This is a genomic window from Acidovorax sp. sif1233, from assembly GCF_019218755.1.
Lineage (GTDB): Bacteria > Pseudomonadota > Gammaproteobacteria > Burkholderiales > Burkholderiaceae_C > Acidovorax.
The window spans coordinates 56,447-72,277 of record NZ_JAHUWZ010000001.1 but is presented as its reverse complement, the minus strand read 5'-3'; the positions used below and the strand labels follow the sequence as shown (position 1 = coordinate 72,277).

15 protein-coding genes are annotated in these 15,831 nt (G+C 68.2%); 9 read left to right on the top strand and 6 right to left on the bottom strand.

Annotated features, from left to right (window positions below):
* Positions 1–8: 8 nt before the first annotated feature.
* The 4 genes from KW843_RS00315 to KW843_RS00300 all read left to right on the top strand — a co-directional run bounded on the left by KW843_RS00315 (position 9) and on the right by KW843_RS00300 (position 4,411).
* Positions 9–620, top strand: a complete 612-nt coding sequence (locus KW843_RS00315) for a DUF4136 domain-containing protein (RefSeq protein WP_218293115.1) — start codon at positions 9–11, stop codon at positions 618–620.
* A gap of 60 nt (positions 621–680) precedes the next feature.
* Positions 681–1,319, top strand: coding sequence for a histidine phosphatase family protein (locus KW843_RS00310; RefSeq protein ID WP_218293114.1), 639 nt, complete (start codon positions 681–683; stop codon positions 1,317–1,319).
* Positions 1,303–2,472: a DSD1 family PLP-dependent enzyme gene (locus KW843_RS00305; protein WP_218293113.1), complete on the top strand. Its 1,170-nt coding sequence runs from the start codon at positions 1,303–1,305 to the stop codon at positions 2,470–2,472. The genes KW843_RS00310 and KW843_RS00305 overlap by 17 nt, the downstream gene beginning before the upstream one ends.
* A gap of 85 nt (positions 2,473–2,557) precedes the next feature.
* Positions 2,558–4,411 carry a lysoplasmalogenase family protein gene (locus KW843_RS00300; RefSeq protein ID WP_218293112.1) on the top strand — a complete coding sequence of 618 codons (1,854 nt, stop codon included), beginning with the start codon at positions 2,558–2,560 and terminating at the stop codon, positions 4,409–4,411.
* Here the strand turns inward: KW843_RS00300 and KW843_RS00295 are convergent.
* Genes KW843_RS00295 through ruvA form a run of 4 tightly spaced genes read right to left on the bottom strand, consistent with a single transcriptional unit; the run spans position 4,353 to position 8,555 of the window.
* Positions 4,353–5,264 carry a hypothetical protein gene (locus KW843_RS00295; protein WP_218293111.1) on the bottom strand — a complete coding sequence of 304 codons (912 nt, stop codon included), beginning with the start codon at positions 5,262–5,264 and terminating at the stop codon, positions 4,353–4,355. The two genes, KW843_RS00300 and KW843_RS00295, sit on opposite strands and share 59 nt — an antisense overlap.
* 54 nt (positions 5,265–5,318) lie before the next feature.
* Positions 5,319–6,380, bottom strand: coding sequence for a Holliday junction branch migration DNA helicase RuvB (gene ruvB, locus KW843_RS00290; protein WP_218293110.1), 1,062 nt, complete (start codon positions 6,378–6,380; stop codon positions 5,319–5,321).
* A gap of 31 nt (positions 6,381–6,411) precedes the next feature.
* Positions 6,412–7,953 carry a trypsin-like peptidase domain-containing protein gene (locus tag KW843_RS00285; RefSeq protein ID WP_218293109.1) on the bottom strand — a complete coding sequence of 514 codons (1,542 nt, stop codon included), beginning with the start codon at positions 7,951–7,953 and terminating at the stop codon, positions 6,412–6,414.
* Positions 7,954–7,979: 26 nt separating this feature from the next.
* The gene (gene ruvA, locus KW843_RS00280) at positions 7,980–8,555 is read right to left on the bottom strand and encodes a Holliday junction branch migration protein RuvA (protein WP_218293108.1); all 576 of its coding nucleotides are present in this window, start codon (positions 8,553–8,555) and stop codon (positions 7,980–7,982) included.
* An 81-nt stretch (positions 8,556–8,636) separates the two neighbouring features.
* Here ruvA and KW843_RS00275 point away from each other — a divergent pair, with 81 nt between their 5' ends.
* The 5 genes from KW843_RS00275 to KW843_RS00255 all read left to right on the top strand — a co-directional run bounded on the left by KW843_RS00275 (position 8,637) and on the right by KW843_RS00255 (position 14,278).
* Entirely contained in the window at positions 8,637–9,590 is a 954-nt protein-coding gene (locus tag KW843_RS00275; protein WP_218293107.1) for a PhoH family protein, read from the top strand.
* Between the two features lie 57 nt (positions 9,591–9,647).
* Positions 9,648–10,109, top strand: a complete 462-nt coding sequence (ybeY, locus tag KW843_RS00270; protein WP_218293106.1) for an rRNA maturation RNase YbeY — start codon at positions 9,648–9,650, stop codon at positions 10,107–10,109.
* 189 nt (positions 10,110–10,298) lie between these two features.
* The gene (locus KW843_RS00265) at positions 10,299–12,104 is read left to right on the top strand and encodes an FG-GAP repeat protein (RefSeq protein ID WP_218293105.1); all 1,806 of its coding nucleotides are present in this window, start codon (positions 10,299–10,301) and stop codon (positions 12,102–12,104) included.
* 132 nt (positions 12,105–12,236) lie between these two features.
* Entirely contained in the window at positions 12,237–12,977 is a 741-nt protein-coding gene (locus KW843_RS00260; RefSeq protein ID WP_121422168.1) for a sulfite exporter TauE/SafE family protein, read from the top strand.
* Positions 12,978–13,060: 83 nt separating this feature from the next.
* A complete protein-coding gene (locus tag KW843_RS00255; RefSeq protein ID WP_218293104.1) occupies positions 13,061–14,278 on the top strand; it encodes an MFS transporter in 1,218 nt (405 codons plus the stop codon).
* A gap of 40 nt (positions 14,279–14,318) precedes the next feature.
* Here the strand turns inward: KW843_RS00255 and dtd are convergent, their stop codons facing one another.
* Together dtd and KW843_RS00245 are read right to left on the bottom strand one after the other, a co-directional pair.
* A complete protein-coding gene (gene dtd, locus KW843_RS00250) occupies positions 14,319–14,771 on the bottom strand; it encodes a D-aminoacyl-tRNA deacylase (RefSeq protein ID WP_218293103.1) in 453 nt (150 codons plus the stop codon).
* Entirely contained in the window at positions 14,768–15,718 is a 951-nt protein-coding gene (locus tag KW843_RS00245; RefSeq protein ID WP_218293102.1) for a cation diffusion facilitator family transporter, read from the bottom strand. The genes dtd and KW843_RS00245 overlap by 4 nt, the downstream gene beginning before the upstream one ends.
* Between the last annotated feature and the right edge of the window lie 113 nt (positions 15,719–15,831).

Sequence of the window (15,831 nt, the reverse complement as noted above, 5' to 3'; positions counted from 1 at the left end):
GCTTCACCATGACGCGCCGATGGATTTCCACCCTGTTCCTGCATGCGGCCGCGGCCGTCCTGATGGGCTGCAGCAGCGCCCCCCGGATCGTCGAGGGCCAGGTGCAGAGCTTTTCCACCCTGGCGGCCCTGCCCACGCCCGCCACCTACCGCATCGAGCGCCTGCCATCGCAACAGACGCCGTCGTTCGACCCGATCGCCACCCTGGCTGACCAGGCGCTGGCGCGCGCGGGCCTGCAGCGCGACGAGACCGCCCCCCGGCTGCTCGTGCAGATCGGCGCCCACGCCGACGCCGTGCCGCGCCACGACCCCTTCCGTCCGTACGGCCCCTACGGCCCCTATCCCTGGGGTTTTGGCGGCTGGTACGGCCGGGGCTGGGGCATGCAGGGCGCCTGGCGGTTCAACGAACCCACGCCCCTGCACCGCCGCGCGGTCAGCATCGTGCTGCGCGACGCGGCCACGCAGGCCGTGGTGTACGAGACCTCCGCCGTGCACGAGGACGTGTGGGTGAGCGACCCGGCCGTCTATGGCGTGCTGTTCGATGCCGCGCTCAGCGGATTCCCCAAGCCGCCCGGCGGGGTACGCCAGGTGCGGCTGCCGCTGGCGCCGCCCGCGCCCTGAAGAACGCTCACCAAACACTGTTTCATTTCCGCCCGCCCGCCCACACACACCGCCACCTGCATGCACGCCACCCGCATCGTCGCCATCCGCCACGGCGAAACCGCCTGGAATGTGGACACCCGCATCCAGGGCCACCTGGACATCCCCCTCAACGACACCGGCCTGTGGCAGGCCGACCAGGTCGCCCGCGCCCTGGCGGGCGAGTCGATCGCCGCCATCTATACCAGCGACCTTCAGCGCGCCCAAGCCACGGCCCAGGCCGTGGCCCGCGCCACCGGTGCGCCCCTCACGGCGGAGCCCGGCCTGCGCGAGCGCAGTTTCGGGCATTTCCAGGGGCGCACCTTCTCGCAGATCGAGGCCGAGCTGCCCGAAGATGCCCTGCGCTGGCGCAAGCGCGATCCGCACTACACGCCCGAGGGCGGCGAATCGCTGGTGGCGCTGCGCGAGCGCATCGAGCGCACCGTGACGGCCCTGGCCCAGCAGCATGTGGGCGAGCAGGTGGTGATGGTGGCGCACGGCGGTGTGCTGGACGTGCTGTACCGCCTGGCCACCCGCCAGGACATCCAGGCGCCGCGCACCTGGCAACTCTCCAACGCGGCCATCAACCGGCTGCTGTGGACCCCGGATGGCCTGACCCTCGTGGGTTGGGCCGACACCCAGCACCTGGACAACGCAGCGCGCGATGAAACCCATTCCTGACGCCCTCCAGGCCACCGTCGGCCTGCGGGTGGACCTGATCGACACCCCCTCCCTCGTCATCGACCTGGACGCCATGGACCGCAACATCCAGCGGATGGCCGACTTCGCGCGCAAGCACCAGGTGCGCTGGCGCCCCCATGCCAAGCTGCACAAGAGCGCCGAACTCGCGCTGCAGCTGCAGCGCGCGGGCGCCCAGGGGGCGTGCGTGCAGAAGGTCGCCGAGGCCGAGGCCCTGGCGGCGGGCGGCGTGGACGACATCACCATCACCAACCAGGTCATCGCCATGCCCAAGCTGCACCGCGTGGCACGGCTGGCGGCCCTGCTGGCGGCACGGGGGGGCCGCCTGGGCCTGGCGGTGGATCACCTGGAGGGCATCGAACGCCTGAACGAGGCGATGGCGCAATCCGGCAGCGACGCGGGCATCGACGTGCTGGTCGAGATCGACGTCGGCCAGGGCCGCTGCGGCGTGCCGCCGGGCGAGGCCGCCGTGCCGCTGGCACTGGCCGTGGCGCGCAGCCCCCGCCTGCGTTTTGCGGGGCTGCAGGCCTACCACGGACGTGCCCAGCACCTGGCCAGCACGGTGGGCCGCAGGGAGGCCATCGCCGCCGTGGTGCGCGCCGCGGAACACACGCGCCAGCTGATCGAGGCCGCCGGCGTGCCCGTGCCGCTGGTCACGGGCTCGGGCACCGGCACGCTGGTGCACGAGGCGGCCAGCGGGGTGTTCGGCGAGCTTCAGGCGGGATCCTTCCTGTTCATGGACGCCGACTACGCGCGCAACGAACGCGAACCCGCGCAGCCCCCGTTCGAGCACGCGCTTTTCATCAAGACCCAGGTGGTATCGGTGCGCGACACCCATGCGGTGTGCGACGCGGGCCACAAGAGCCACGCCATCGACTCCGGCCTGCCCACCGTGGCCCTGCTGCCCCCGGACCGCGCGCTGCGCTTTTCCAATGGAGGCGACGAACACGGCGTGCTCCACGCCGATGGCCCCAAGGCCCGCCTGCCCGCGCTGGGCCGCATGCTGTGGCTCATCCCGGGGCACTGCGACCCCACGGTGAACCTGCACGACTTCATGACCGGGGTGCGCGGCGGCCTGGCCGCGGGCGTGGTCGAGCGCATCATCAGGGTTGATGCCAGAGGCGCATTGACCTGATTGGGGCAAGAATGCTGCGGCATGAGCGCCGCACCGGGCCGCGCCAGCCAGCTCGCACCGCAATGCGCAGCACCGAGGTAATCCAGTGAGCCCCAGCCAGATCATCGTTCTCGCCACCCCCGTCTTCTTCCTGCTGATCGCCATCGAGCTGGTGGTGGGCTACCGGCGCCGGCGCAATACCTACCGGCTGGCCGACGCGGTCAGCAGCATCAGCCTGGGGATGCTCAGCCAGACGAGCGCCGTGTTCACGCGGCTGCTGCGCATCGGCATCTACACCGCCCTGTTCGAGCACGTGGCCCTGTGGCGCAACGACGCGTTCTGGACCAGCCTGCCCGGCTGGCTGCTGGCGCTGGTGTTCTACGACCTGTGCTACTACTGGCTGCACCGCATGGGGCACGAGTCGGCGGTGCTGTGGGCGGCGCATGCCGTGCACCACCAGAGCCAGGACTACAACCTGTCCACCGCGCTGCGCCAGACCAGCTCTGGCGCAGCGCTGGGCTGGATCTTCTATGTGCCCATGGCGCTGGCGGGCGTGCCGCCGCTGGTGTTTGCGGTGGTGGCGCTCATCGACCTGCTCTACCAGTTCTGGGTGCACACCGAGCAGGTGGGGCGCCTGGGCTGGTTCGACCGCTGGTTCTGCAGCCCCAGCAACCACCGCGTGCACCATGCGGTGAACGACGCCTATCTCGACAAGAACTACGGCGGCATCCTCATCGTGTGGGACCGCCTGTTCGGCACCTTCAAGGACGAAGACGACCAGGACCGCTGCGTGTACGGCACGCGCGGCCTGCTCAACAGCTGGGACCCGCTGTGGGCCAATGCCCAGGTATACGCGGGCCTGGCGCACGACAGCTGGCATGCGCGCAGCTGGGCCGACAAGCTCCGGGTGTGGCTCAAGCCCCCGGGCTGGCGGCCCGCCGATGTGGCAGAGCGTTTTCCCAAGCCCCCCTTCAGCATGGCGCAGATGCAGCTGTACCACCCGCCGATGGCACGCGCGGTGCAGTGGTTCGCGCTGGTGCAGTTCGCGCTGCTGCTCACGGGGGTGGCGGCCTTTCTGTGGCAGGCCGACAGCGCGCCGCTGGCCAGGAACGCCGTCTGGTTCGCCACGCTGTTGGTCGCGCAGTGGGCGCTGGGCGCGGTGATGCAGGGGCGCATCGGCATGCTGATGGCCCTGGTGCTGCAAAGCGGCGCGCTGGCCACGGCCACCAGCGCGCTGGGGTTCGTGCAGTGGCACTGGGTGTTCAAGCCGCTGACCATGGTGATTGCTATTGTCTTGGTAGCTGCCAGCGCTTACCAGTCAAGCGACAGGGGCAGATTTGCATCAAAAACCCTGGCACTGCTGGGTGCCGCGCTGGCAGGGTCGCTGGCGGGCGATGTGTTTCTGATGTTCGAGGGCTTTTTCATCCCCGGACTGGTGAGCTTCCTGGTGGCCCATCTGTTCTATGTGGCGCTGTTCAAGACCGGGCAGCGGTGGTTTCCGCACCGCGGCGCGCTGGCGGGCACGCTCGGTGTCGGCGTGGCGATGTATGCCTTTCTGTGGATGGGCGGGTTGCCCGCCGCGCTGCGGGGGCCGGTGGCAGCCTATGTGCTGGTGATTGCACTGATGGCCGCGCAGGCCATCGGTCGGGCCAGCGTGCTGCGCGATGGAGCGTCGGTGCTGGTGGCGGTGGGGGCGGTGTTCTTCATGCTCAGCGATTCCCTGCTGGCCACCCACCGCTTCGTGCAGCCCCTGCCGTGGTCGCAGGTGTGGGTGCTGGGCACCTACTACGTGGCGCAGGCGTGCATCGTGGCGGGGGTGCTGAAGGCGTTGCTGGTGCCTGCGCTCGAGGCCACGGTGCCTGACAGCCCGCCGGTCGTTGTTGCTTCTGTTCCTGTCGTGGCTAATGCGACCACGTGCGGGCCAGCGCTGCGGCCGGAATGTACGCCGCACCCGCAATGAACAGCACACCGGCGAGGGTGAACGAGCCGGCGCTCAGCAACCACAGCAGGGTGTCGGCGTTGTACCAGCCAGGCCGCGCCTGCAGCAGGGCGGCCATGGCCGCTTCCTGCACGGCAATCAAGCCCCGCCCGGCGGTGTAGTGGTACACGGCGCCTCCCAGGGCCCAGAAGCCGGTCAGCACCAGCGCCAGGCCATAGAAGGCGTACCCGGTGCGCCACCGCTTGGTGGAGCCTGCCGTGCACCACACCCCCAGGCAACCGGCCAGCACCGCACCGGCCACCAGCCAGGCCTGCAGGCGGTCGCTGGCCACCGGCAGCAGCCAATGCCAGGCCCAGGGCAAGGGCGCCAACAGCCATTCCGATTGCGCGGCCAGCCCCGGCCAGCGCTGCGCAGGCAGGTCCATGGAGAAGCGCGGCCTGTCCACCATCCACAGCACAAAGGTCACCGGCACCAGCACGGCGAACAGGATGTAGGCGCTGGCACGCCACACCAGCAGGCGGTGCGACCACGCGGCGGTCGTCCTGCCCCGCCTGTGGCCGTCGATCAGGTGCAGTGCCAGGCCTGCCACCAGTGCGGCCTCGGCCACCGCCGCGCACACGGCGACGCGGCCGCGCAGGTCGGCAAAGCCTTCCAGCACAAAGATGGACAGCTGGCCATAGATGAGCGCGCCCAGCGCATGCAATGCGACCGTGCCCGCCAGCAAGGCCACGGCGCAGGACCGCAGGAACTGTTGCTCGGGCACGGTCACGGGTCCGTCCGACCCCGCCCAGCCCCGCGCAGCGCGCGTCCGGGCCTCGGCGCGCAACTGGCGGCGTCGGTCGCTCTTCTTGGGATGCTTGCGCGGTGTTGCCATGGCGGTGCTGCGCGGCCTGGGCGGCGGCGGACGTGAAGGTCGGTAGGAGGCTTCTCAGGCGCCAAACAACCCCGGCGCCCCGGCGCTGGGCGGCGCCACCCCCAGGTGCCGGAATGCCGCCAGCGTGGCGATGCGCCCGCGCGGCGTACGCTGCAAAAAACCTTGCTGGATGAGATAGGGCTCGATCACGTCCTCGATGGTGCCGGCCTCTTCGCCAATGCTGGCGGCGATGTTGTCCAGGCCCACGGGGCCGCCGTCAAAGCGGTGGATCACGGCTTCGAGCAGCTTGCGGTCCATCACGTCAAAGCCCTGCGGGTCCACGTCCAGCATGGCCAGCGCCTTGTCGGCAATGCCTTTGGTGATGCGGCCGTCACCCTTGACCTCGGCATAGTCGCGCACGCGGCGCAGCAGCCGGTTGGCGATGCGCGGCGTGCCGCGCGAGCGGCGGGCGATCTCGAAACCACCTTCGTCGTCCATGGGCGCGTTGAGCAAGCCAGCGCTGCGCTTGACGATGCGCGCCAGCTCTTCGGATGTGTAGAACTCCAGCCGCGCCACGATGCCGAAGCGGTCGCGCAGCGGGTTGGTCAACATGCCCGCGCGCGTGGTGGCGCCCACCAGGGTGAAGGGCTGCAGGTCGAGCTTGATGCTGCGCGCCGCGGGCCCTTCGCCGATCATGATGTCGATCTGGTAGTCCTCGAGCGCGGGGTAGAGGATTTCCTCGACCACGGGCGAGAGGCGGTGGATCTCGTCGATGAAGAGAACGTCGTTCTTCTCCAGGTTGGTGAGCAGCGCCGCCAGGTCCTTGGGCTTTTCGAGCACAGGGCCGCTGGTCTGGCGCAGGTTCACGCCCAGTTCGGCCGCGATGATGTGGCTGAGCGTGGTCTTGCCCAGCCCCGGCGGGCCAAACAGCAGGACATGGTCGAGCGCCTCGCCGCGCTTCTTCGCCGCGCCGATGAAGATCTCGAGCTGCTCGCGCGCCTTGGCCTGGCCCACATACTCCTGCAGGAGCTTGGGGCGCAGGGCGCGTTCAATGGCTTCTTCCTGAGGCGATGCGGGCGCGGCGGAGATCACGCGTTTGGAGGGCGCAGGGGCGAAATCGTCGGTCTGGATGGTCATCTTTTTGTGTGCGCTCTCGCCGTCTCCGGCATCAGGAACCGGGCATCAACCAGGTCTTGAGAGCCAGCTTGAAAGGCAGGTCGAAGCGCCCGTAGTGGTCAAGGCCCGTGGGCGCCGCGCAACTGGACGATCCGCCGTAGAGCTGGCCGACCAGGTACCGCCTGGAGCCGATGGTGAAGAACAGGCCGGAGCCGCTGCTGCCGCCCTCTGTCGTGCCCTCCGTCCATCCCACCGCGTAGAACTTTCCGTCCTGCTGCGTTTCGGGGAAGCACCGTTCGCCGCTGCAATAGCTGAACTGGGCCACCGAGCCAGCGCTCGTCTTTTGCAGGTCGCCACGGGGATGGTGGATGCCCACCACGGCGGCGGAGGTGTTCACGGATCCGACGTACGAACCCGCATACACAACGCCCTGCGGCGGCGCGCTGTTCAGGCGCATGAAGGACGTGTCAGTCTGCGAGTCGGCAAACAGCAGCTCTGCGCCGCCCCTGACCTTTTGCGTACCGGGATTTGCGGTAGCGTTGTTGCAGGCCGACGAGCGGTAGAACCAGTCGGTGGTGAGGGACGATGCGACCGTCTGGGTGGAAATGCAGTGGTGCGCCGACAGGAAGTGCGGCTTCTTGCTCGACGGGGCGTCGTTGAGCAAGGTGCCCGTGCACAGGAAACTGCCGCCCTCGACGACAAACACCATGCGCGCCACCGATCGGCTTTCGGCGCTGAGTTCGGGCTTGCAAGATACGTCGATGTTGCAGGTGCCGGATTCACCCACCTTGGCAAAGCTTGCGGCCGTGGCCTGGTCGGGCGACACGAAGAAGTGCGAGAGCATGGGCACCGCGATGTCCAGTTCCTGCTCCAGCCGCGCGGCCACGGGAACCTCCAGCTCCAGCGTGGTCTCGGCCCCGCCAAAATCCGGACTCCAATAGGTGCGTGCCGCATCGCCGGTGTCGCCGGCATCCAGGTTGCGCTGGATGCTGCGCAGCACTTCGGCGCCCGAAACCTGCACCGAATCGCCGCCGGCCTGGGCGTAAAAACGCAGCACCGTACCAGCGGGCAGTTGGCGCACCACCAGCCCCAGCCGGACGCCGAGGGCGCCCTCTGCTGTGAAACTGATGGCGGCCCGCTGCAGGCCCGCACCTACCGGCTGCCAATTGAGCTGGCCCATCAGGTCGCGCGCCTTGGCGGTGGCTGCCACCGGGCGGGCCACACCAATCTGCTGGGGATCACCCTTGGTGAGCCCCGCGGGTTGCATGGCCTTCTTCACGAGGGCCTGGGTGTCGCCTTCCAGCGGGCCGAGGCGGATGGACGTCGCCTGCACGGCGGTGCCGCTACGCACTGCGACCTTGGCTCCGGCGCTGCTGGCGGATTTGGGAAGCCCCGTGTCGAGCGGCTCGATACGGTCGGTGCTCACCGGCGTTGGCGTGACGGGAACGGTGGGGGTGGTAGGCTGTTCCGGGCCGGCCGGGGTGGTCGGCACCGGGGGCGCTGCAGGTGAATCCCCCCCGCCGCCGCCGCCACAAGCCGCCATGGCCAGCGCGACCAGCAGTCCGGCAAATTTGAACGAAGCGCGATACGTCATCTCGGTTATCCCTCCGGTTGAACCCGTTACTTGGCCAGCGCCTTCAGCGCCAGCTTGATCCCGTCACTTACCCCTACGTCCGCCGGCAGCGCCTTGAGCGCCGCCGCGGCTTCCTTGTCGTTGTACCCTAACGCCAGCAATGCCTGGAGGATATCCGCCTGCGCGTCGCTGGTGGCGCCACCGTGCATGGCCCCCATGTCGGCGCCCAGCTTGCCCTTGAGCTCCAGCAGCAGCCGCTCGGCCGTCTTCTTGCCGATGCCCGGCACCTTGACCAGGCGGCCCGCTTCCTGCAGCGTGATGGCCTGCGCCAGGTCGGCCACACCCATGCCGGACAGGATGGACAGCGCAGTGCGCGGCCCCACGCCCGAAATCTTGATCAACTCGCGAAATGCCTGGCGCTCCGGCGCCGTGGCGAAGCCATACAGCAGCTGCGCGTCCTCGCGCACAATGAACTGGGTGAGCAGGCTCACCCGCTCGCCCACGGCGGGCAGGTTGTAGAACGTGCTCATGGGCACATTCACCTCATAGCCCACGCCGTGGCAGTCCAGCAGCACCTCGGGGGGATTCTTCTCCAGCAGGGTGCCGGTCAATTTGCCTATCATTGATGTCCTTTGACGCCGCTGGCATGACACCCTGCGCCGTCGTTCTTGCTGTTTTTCCGTTGCCTGACTGGAATTATCCGCGTGATCCTGCGCCACACCTTCACCCCCCACAACAACACCCGGCTCACGCACCTGTGCGGGCCGGCCGACGCGCACCTGCGCACCATCGAAGTGGCCCTGCAGGTGAGCATTGCGCACCGCCATGAGCAGTTCAAGGTCGATGGCCCCAAGGCCAGGGCGACGCAGGCCATGGAACTGCTGCAGGCCCTGTACGAAATGGCGGAACGCCCCATCACCGAGGACTACCTGCAGCTCATGCTGGCGGGTGATACCGCTCTGGTGGAGGCGCCCGAGGGCGCCATCGTGCTCAACACCCGCCGGGCCGACCTGCGCGGCCGTACGCCCACGCAGAACCTGTACCTTGAAAACATCGCCAGCCACGACATCACCTTCGGCATCGGCCCCGCGGGCACCGGCAAGACCTACCTGGCCGTGGCCTGCGCCGTGGATGCGCTGGAGCGCAGCGCCGTGCAGCGCATCGTGCTCACCCGCCCGGCGGTCGAGGCCGGCGAACGCCTGGGCTTCCTGCCCGGCGACCTGGCGCAGAAGGTGGACCCCTACCTGCGCCCGCTGTACGACGCGCTGTACGAACTGATGGGCTACGACAAGGTGCAAAAGGCCTTCGAGCGCAACGCACTCGAAATCGCGCCGCTGGCCTTCATGCGGGGCCGCACGCTGAACAATGCCTTCGTGATCCTGGACGAGGCACAGAACACCACGCCCGAGCAGATGAAGATGTTCCTCACCCGCATCGGCTTTGGAGCCAAGGCCGTGGTGACGGGCGACGTGAGCCAGATCGACCTGCCCAAGGGCGCGATGAGCGGCCTGATCGATGCCGAGCGCGTGCTCAAGCGGGTCAAGGGCATTTCCGTCACCCGCTTCACCTCCGCCGACGTGGTGCGCCACCCGCTGGTCGCGCGCATCGTGGATGCATACGACGCGCCACGCCGTGCGGCGCCCGCTGCGCGCCGCTGAGCATTGCTCCTGTTTCTATAGCTATCCGCGCTTTCCAATCAAGCGCCTGAGGCCCCAATGCCCTTGAACCACCTCTCCCTGTCGCTGCAATTCGGTGCATTTGACGGCGCGGCGGCACACCGCGCCGTGCTGCCGCGCCACAAGGTCACGCGCTGGATTCGCCACGCCCTGGCCACCGACGCCGAGATCACCGTGCGCATCGTGGGTGAGGACGAGGGCCGCCAGCTCAACCACGCGTACCGCAAGAAGGACTACGCCACCAACGTGCTCACCTTCGACTACACGCAGGAGCCCGTGGTGACCGCCGACCTGGTGCTGTGCGCCCCCGTGATCGAGCGCGAGGCGAAGGAGCAAAACAAGAGCCTGGAAGAACACTACGCCCACATGCTGGTGCACGGCACGCTGCATGCCCAGGGCTGGGACCACGAGACGAGCGAGGCGGATGCCCTGGAGATGGAGTCGTACGAAACCGACATCCTGCGGGAGCTGGGATTTGCCGATCCGTACGCGACCTCCTGAACGCCATCCCTATTGCCGCGGGCAGTGGCGCAGTTTTTTACCATTTGGTACAAAGTGCTCGCATCTGCCGGGGCTTGGCGTTGCCTTGATAAGTGAGGATTGACTCCTCCAGTGGGCGTCTCGCAGACCTGCCAGCACTCCCGCCGCGCGCCCTGCCTGTCTTCCCCCATTCTTTCAGGAGTCTTCTCTGTGACCAATTTCCCGCGGCACCCTGCCCCCATGGCAAATTCGGGCCTCCCATCCTTGCATCGCGCATTGCTGCTGGCGGCGCCACTCGTTCTGGCGGCGTGCGGGGGTGGCAGTGGCGAATCGGAGTCCGCCGGACTCTCGGCCCCTTCCGGCTTCAGCGTGGCGAGCTACGGCCCCAAGACCTACAACTTCGGTTGGGCCGTCACCCCGGGCGCGATGCGCTACGAACTGTTCGAGGACCCTGATGGCGCGGGAGGCCCCCAATCCGAATCGCTGTTCGGCAGCGCCAACGCCAACAACGCCACCAGCTTCCCTCTACAGATTGGGGGGCTGCTGCACGAGCGGGTGAACGCGAGTTACCGGCTGCGCGCCTGCGACGCGAGCGGCTGCGGCCCGTTCACTGCCGCGGTAACACCCGACCTCACCCAGGCCATAGGACGCTTCGACCTTGCTGGCGGCGATCCGACCAAGCGATTTGGTGCCTACACGAACGCAATTGCCCTGTCGGCCGACGGTGCAACGCTGGCCGTCGGTTCGCCCCGCGAGGGCCGTTCAGGTGACCTGGCAGGGGCGGGCGCGGTGTACATCTTCAGCCGCAGCATGCCGGGTATTGGCATGCCAACCCCTGCCTGGGGTCTGCGGGCGCGACTGGAAGGCAGCAGTCCCGCCGCAAAGATGGCCTTTGGCGCCAGCCTGGCACTATCGGCCAACGGTCGCACGCTGGCAGTGGGTGCACCAGAGGAAAGAAGCAATGCACGCGGCATCAACGGCGATGCGGCCAACCGCGACGCGTATGGCGCGGGGGCTGCGTATATCTTCATGGACAACGGCAGCACCTGGAGCCAGCAGGCCTACATCAAGTCCCGCAACACGCCTGCGAAAGTCGAAACCTGTAGCCGCCTGGACATCATGGGCACGGCTATATTTCCCTGCACCCCCCAACACTTTGGCTTCAGCGTGGCTCTGTCAGCCGACGGGAACCTGCTGGCGGTAGGAGCGCCCGAAGAAGGCGCTAACTTCACCCCGGGGTCTGCCGCCGTGTTGGGTGGGCTCTCCTTCACCGGCGAAACCATTTTTGGGGGCGGCGTGGGAGCCGTTCACACCTTTGCCCGCAACAACGGCGGCTGGGCCGAGCAGGCGCACCTGCCAGGCAGCAGCGCCGACCCGACCATGGCCCGCTTCGGGGCGGTTGTAGCCCTGTCCAGCGACGGAACCGTGCTTGCGGCGAACACCGACAAGGACGTCTCGGTCCTGACCCATCTCGGCGGTGCCTGGAGTGCACCCACGCAGGTGTGGCGCGTTCCAGCCGCCGGTGTGCTACCGGCTTCGCACAATCCCTTTGCAATGTCCAGGGACGGAAGCACACTGGCCGTCTTGGACCGCTCTGGAGGTACTGACGTTCAGCTGCGAACATTCACACGCACGGCGGGGGACGCCTGGACGCAGCAGCCCGCACTGCCGGTCAAGGCTGCCGGCGGGTTCTTTACAAACAGTGTCATGTTGTCGCTTTCTGCGGACGGCCGCACGCTCGCCGTGGGCGACCTCAACGATGCCAGCAACGCCTCTGGCATCAATGGCAACCCCAACAACCAGGCCTTATATTCAGCCGGAGCCGTCAATGTCTACCGCCGCGACGGCACGACTTGGGGCCACCGCGCCTATCTCAAGCCCCCCCAACCGCAAGCACTCGCGAGCTTCGGCGCTGGCGTAGCGCTTTCCGGTGATGCCAGCACCCTGGCCGTGGGCACCAGCAGCGCTACGGATGGCGTAACACCCGCCGTGCCCAACGCAGCCTATCTGTACTGAGGCGCTGAAAGCGCCGGTCGTTGTGCGGCCTTGGCCGCAATGGCAACCGGCACCCATCGACGTGGTCGCAAGCAAAAGTGTTGCATCCGCGCCGTCGCCAATGGCGGCAGCGCCACCCCCTACCATCGGTGCATGCTCGACACCCCTTTGCTGCTCACCGCCGCCTTCGTCGCCGGCGCCCTCAACGCCGTCGCCGGAGGCGGCAGCTTCCTGACCCTTCCCGCCCTGGTCTTCACCGGCGTGCCGCCCGTGGTGGCCAATGCCACGGGCACGGTCGCGCTGCTGCCGGGCTACATGGCCGGCGCATGGGGGTTTCGAGAGGACACGGCACCGCCGCCAGGGCTGTCGATGCGGCTGCTGGTGGTGTTGTCGCTCATCGGCGGCGCGGCGGGTGCGGCGCTGCTGCTGGTCACGCCCGACGCCACCTTCCGCCGCGTGGTGCCCTGGCTGCTGCTGGCGGCCACGGCGCTGTTTGCATTCGGGCCTCAGCTGCGCCGGATGCTGGCGGGCGGCAAACCCTCCACCGCCAAGGCCACGGTGGGCGTGCTGGCGGTGGCCGCCTATGGCGGCTACTTCAACGGCGGGCTGGGCATCCTTCTGCTGGCGCTGTTCGGCCTGCTCGGGCAGACGAACCTGAACGCCATGAACGGCCTCAAGAACTGGGTGTCGGCCCTGCTCACAGCCATTGCCGTGCTCATCTATGCGGCGGGTGGCGTGGTGCTGTGGCCGCAGGCGCTGATGATGATGGTGGCCGCCACCGCTGGCGGGTACGGCGGTGCACGCGTAGCGCGCAAGCTGCCTGCCAACGTGCTGCGCTGGGGCATTGTGGCTACCGGGCTGGTCATGGCCGCTCTGTTCTTCTGGCGGCAGTGAGCGGCAATCCCCTGCCGTCCTCGTCGGCGCCTCCATCCTTGCCCGCGGGCAGCGGCCGGCCATTACCGCGTGCGCTGTGGGCCATGCTGCTTGCGCTGCTCAGCGGGTTTGCACTGAGCCAGGCCTTTCGCACCACCACGGCCATGGTGGCCCAGGGACTGACGGCGGACTTCGGGCTCTCGCCAGGGTCGCTGGGCGCGTTTGCGGGGCTGTTTGGCCTTTCCTTCGGCGTGGCCCAGTTGCTGATGGGCGTGGGGCTGGACCTGTACGGCCTGCGGCGCACGGTACTCACGGCGTTTCCGCTGGCGGTTGCAGGGTCGGCGCTCTCGGCCACCGCGCCGGCCTACCCCTGGCTGATGGCAGGGCAATTGCTGATCGGCGTGGGCTGCTCGCCCGCGTTTCTGGCCTGCACGCTGTTCATTGCGCGGCATTTTCCGGCAGAGCGGTTTGCCTACCTGTCGGGCGTGGCGATGGGTGTGGGTGGCCTGGGCCTGCTGTTCACCGGCACGCCGCTGGCCTGGCTGGTGCAACACGGCGGCGGCTGGCGCACGGGTTATGCCGTGTTGGCGGTGCTCAGCGCGCTGTCGTGGCTGCTGATCTGGCTGCGCGTGCACGAGCCCACCCCGCTGGTGCCGCCCCCGGCGCAGCGCGAAACCTGGGGCCAGGCGCTGCTGGGCTTTGGCCAATTGCTCACGGTGCCGCACACCTGGGGCATCCTGCTGCTGGGCATGTCGGGCTACGCCGCGTTTCTGTCATTGCGCGGCCTGTGGCTGGCACCGCTGCTGATGGACCGCTACCACCTCTCGCTGGTAGACAGTGGCAACGTTGCGCTGGGTCTCTCGCTGATTGCCCTCTTCGCGCCGGGTCTGGGCGGTCGGCTGGACCCGGGCATCGCCCGCCGCAGACGCTGGATCGGCAATGCCTCGCTGCTCATGGCGAGCCTGTTCATCGTGCTGGCGTTCCTGCACGGGAACGCTTGGGCCAGCGTGGTGCTGATTTTGCTGATGGGCCTGCTGTCGGGCTACGGCGTGCTGCAGTACGCCGATGTGCGGGCCTCCTATCCGCCCACGCTCACAGGCCGGGCACTGTCGGCCTACACCATGGCGATGTTCCTGGGGGTAGCGCTGATGCAGTGGTTCACTGGCATCGTCGCCACCTGGGCGCAGCGCCAGGGATGGGATGCCTACACGGCCGTCATGCTGGCCATTGCCACTTGGCTGGCGCTGGCGTCGGCAGGGTTCCGGGTGCTGCCGGTGTCGCCCTTGGTCTCCCTCGAAAACAAGAAGAAAACAGGGTCATAGCGCTTATCCATCAAGCGCTGAATGCTATCTTTTTTGACTATCAAGCCGCTCTAGGAGGTATCCGCAGCGGGATGGTCACCGGGCCGTCATTGATGAGATGCACCTGCATATCGGCGGCAAACTGGCCCGTGGCCACCTCGGGGTGCACCTTGCGCGCCTGGGCAACCACATAGTCGTACAGCCGCCGCCCCTCATCGGGTGCAGCCGCCTGGGTGAAGCTGGGGCGGTTGCCGCCGGTGGTGTCTGCCGCCAGGGTGAACTGGCTGACCAGGAGCAGGCCGCCACCGGTGTCCTGCACGCTCTGGTTCATCTTGCCTGCGGCGTCCGAAAAAATGCGCAGCTTGAGGATCTTGGCCAGCAGCTTGTCGGCCTCCATCTCCGTGTCACCGCGTTCGGCACACACCAGCACCAGCAGGCCTGCGCCGATGGCGCCCACGGTCTGCCCGTCCACCTCCACGCGCGCTTCGCGCACACGTTGCAATACGCTGATCACTTCACGGCATCCTTCAAATCGTCACGGGGGTCGTCGAAATGCGCCTCCACATCGATGGGCAGCAGCTCGATGGTGGCGCGCAGGCCGGGCACGGCGGCCATCAGCGCGCGCTCGACCTGGCCGCGCAGCTCGGCGGCGTGGCGCAGGGTCCAGTGGGCGGGCATGTGCAGGTGCATGTCCACAAACCGGCGCTGGCCCGCACGGCGGGTGGAGACATGGTCGAACCGCACGGCGCCGGGCGCCTGCGATTGCACGAACTGCTGCAAGGTGGCGTCGATGGTGGCTTGCGCCTCGGGTTCCACCGCCGAATCCATGAGGCCCTGGGACGAGCGCCAGACCAGCTCCAGACCCTCTTTCAGGATGTTCAGCGCCACCACGATCGCCGCCAGCGCATCCAGCCACAGCCAGCCGGTCAGGGCCGCGCCGGCGATGCCCATTAGCACGCCGGCGGAGGTCCACACATCGGTGACAAGGTGGCGGGCATCGGCCTCCAGCGCGATGGAGCGGTGCTCGCGCGCCGAACGGAACATGAGCCAGGCCAGCAGGCCATTGAGCACCGAGCTGAGCACCGACAGGCCCAGGCCCCAGCCGACCTGCTCCAGGGGCTGGGGCGCCACCAGGCGGTGGCCCGCCGCCCACAGGATGCCCACGGACACGCCCACGATCAGGATGCCCTCGAACCCCGACGAGAAGTATTCGGCCTTGTGGTGGCCATAGGGATGGTCGTCGTCCGCCGGGCGCTGCGCCACGGTCACCATCGCCAGCGCGAACATCGCGCTGGCCAGGTTGACGAACGACTCCATCGCATCCGACAGCAGCCCGACCGACCCTGTCACCAGCCAGGCCAGGGTCTTGAGCAGGATGGTGACCACGGCCACCGCCACGGAAGCCCACAGCAGGTTGCGGGGCGAGAACCAGCGATGGACCACGGGGGCAGTTGCAGGCATGAGAGAGGCATCCAGACGCGACAGGGGAAACGGAAACCGGCGAGCGCAGCCGATTACACCAGAGCCAGAGAGGCTGCGCCGCGCAGCCACCGCCAGGGCCCCATGCCAGAATC

Bases quoted from the DNA above. Each gene is read 5' to 3' on its own strand.
- KW843_RS00315 (WP_218293115.1), top strand. From the start codon at position 9: ATGACGCGCCGATGGATTTCCACCCTGTTCCTGCATGCGGCCGCGGCC.
- KW843_RS00310 (WP_218293114.1), top strand. From the start codon at position 681: ATGCACGCCACCCGCATCGTCGCCATCCGCCACGGCGAAACCGCCTGG.
- KW843_RS00305 (WP_218293113.1), top strand. From the start codon at position 1,303: ATGAAACCCATTCCTGACGCCCTCCAGGCCACCGTCGGCCTGCGGGTG.
- KW843_RS00295 (WP_218293111.1), bottom strand. From the start codon at position 5,264: ATGGCAACACCGCGCAAGCATCCCAAGAAGAGCGACCGACGCCGCCAG.
- ruvB (WP_218293110.1), bottom strand. From the start codon at position 6,380: ATGACCATCCAGACCGACGATTTCGCCCCTGCGCCCTCCAAACGCGTG.
- KW843_RS00285 (WP_218293109.1), bottom strand. From the start codon at position 7,953: ATGACGTATCGCGCTTCGTTCAAATTTGCCGGACTGCTGGTCGCGCTG.
- ruvA (WP_218293108.1), bottom strand. From the start codon at position 8,555: ATGATAGGCAAATTGACCGGCACCCTGCTGGAGAAGAATCCCCCCGAG.
- ybeY (WP_218293106.1), top strand. From the start codon at position 9,648: ATGCCCTTGAACCACCTCTCCCTGTCGCTGCAATTCGGTGCATTTGAC.
- KW843_RS00260 (WP_121422168.1), top strand. From the start codon at position 12,237: ATGCTCGACACCCCTTTGCTGCTCACCGCCGCCTTCGTCGCCGGCGCC.
- KW843_RS00255 (WP_218293104.1), top strand. From the start codon at position 13,061: ATGCTGCTTGCGCTGCTCAGCGGGTTTGCACTGAGCCAGGCCTTTCGC.
- KW843_RS00245 (WP_218293102.1), bottom strand. From the start codon at position 15,718: ATGCCTGCAACTGCCCCCGTGGTCCATCGCTGGTTCTCGCCCCGCAAC.